Origin of the sequence: Mycobacterium sp. (genome assembly GCF_049280035.1) — a bacterium.
GTDB lineage: Bacteria > Actinomycetota > Actinomycetes > Mycobacteriales > Mycobacteriaceae > Mycobacterium.
The window spans coordinates 1-1513 of sequence record NZ_JBAPPI010000235.1; the positions used below are offsets into that span (position 1 = coordinate 1).

Sequence of the window (1513 nt, forward strand, 5' to 3'; positions counted from 1 at the left end):
TGATCGATTTTGGACTATCCGGTAAGCGCGCCGTTGTGTCGGGTGCGGGCTACATCCCGGAGCGCGCGGGCCATGGATGGTTCACGTCGTTGGCCCTTGCTGAGGCGGGCGCATCGGTGGCCTGTATCGATATCGACAAGCAGCGCGCGGATCGCATTGTCGCCGAGATCGTCGGCAGGGGCGGTAATGCCATCCCGATTGTCGCCGATATGACCGACCCCGCGGAGGTCAGTCGGGCGATCGACGAAGCCGTCGCAGCTCTGGGCGGTATTGATGTCTGCGTCGACATTATCGGCGGTGCGACCTGGTCGAAGGTTGAGGACTTCACCACCCAATTGTGGGACCTGGCGATCCACTACAACCTGACCCAGGTCTTTTACCTTTTTCAAACCGTGGCAAGGCGCATGATCGCCCAGGGCAGCGGTGGATCGTTGGTCGCACTCACCTCGGTCGACGGCATTGCGGCGGCGACCTACCATGCCGCCTACGGCGCCGCCAAGGCCGGGGTCATCTCGCTCGTCAAAACCTTGGCAGATGAACTGGGGCGCTACGGCATTCGCGCTAACGCGGTCGCGCCAGGCAATGTGGGCTCCGGCAACGAGGACCAGCCGCCACACGAGTACGCCGTCAATGGAATTAATCCGCTGGCGGCGCCTCGCGCCCATGATGTCGCCAACGCCGCGTTGTTCCTCTCCTCTGAGCTGGCTGCCCGCATCACCGGTCAGACACTCGTCGTCGACGGCGGCGCGACCATTCAACAGCTGTGGGGGCTGTCCCCATCATCGATCCCGCCGACCCCGGACGACGCGATACCGGAATTCATGAAACCTGGGCGGTTGGGCAGCTAGCCCCGGACGGCGCCAGCCACTGCTTAAGTTGTAGGTGTGGCAGCTCGCGCCCTCCTGGTTACCCCATTGTCGGGGCCGCTGGCCAGATTCGGGAAAGCAGGGGCGAGCGCCCTCGCTCTCTGGGCCGAGCATTCCGCGGTAAGTCTGCGGGTCATCGACGCTTACCCGTCCGCGGCGTCCGCGATGCGGGTCGCCGAGGCTAGCCGGCCCGACGTGGTGTTCGGGCCCTACGGTTCGGGACCGGCGCTCGCGGCCGCGGCCGCCAGCAAAGGGGTCGTCTGGAACCACGGTGGCGCCACCAGCCGGCTTGCGCGGCCGGCGTATCCGCGTGTCGTCAACGTGGAGTCTCCCGCTTACCGCTATCTCGCCGCGGTGCTCCAGACCCTTGCCGCCGACGGTCTTGGGGAGGGGTCGGAGGTGGTAATAGTGCACGTCGACACGGGGTTCGGCCGCGAGGTGGCCGAAGGGGCGGCGGTGGCGGCCCGGCAACTCGGTCTCCCGCTGCGGTCAGTCAGTTTTAGGCCAGGCCGGGCCAGAGACGTGCTGGCGCAGGTCCCCGCGGGCGATGTGCTGTTATCGGCCGGTTCCTTCGACGACGACGTCGCCATCGCGCAGTGGGACGGCGAACACCGTTGGCGCGCAGTTGGATTGGTCGCGGCCGGAGT

Annotated in this window: 2 protein-coding genes; both read left to right on the top strand. The window is 66.5% G+C overall.

Features of this window, described 5'->3' with window-relative positions; all coding sequences use genetic code 11:
• Positions 1–848: SDR family NAD(P)-dependent oxidoreductase (locus WAN71_RS07585; protein ID WP_422224744.1), on the top strand; the 848-nt coding region annotated here is incomplete at its 5' end.
• 36 nt (positions 849–884) lie between these two features.
• Positions 885–1513: hypothetical protein (locus tag WAN71_RS07590; protein ID WP_422224745.1), on the top strand; the 629-nt coding region annotated here is incomplete at its 3' end.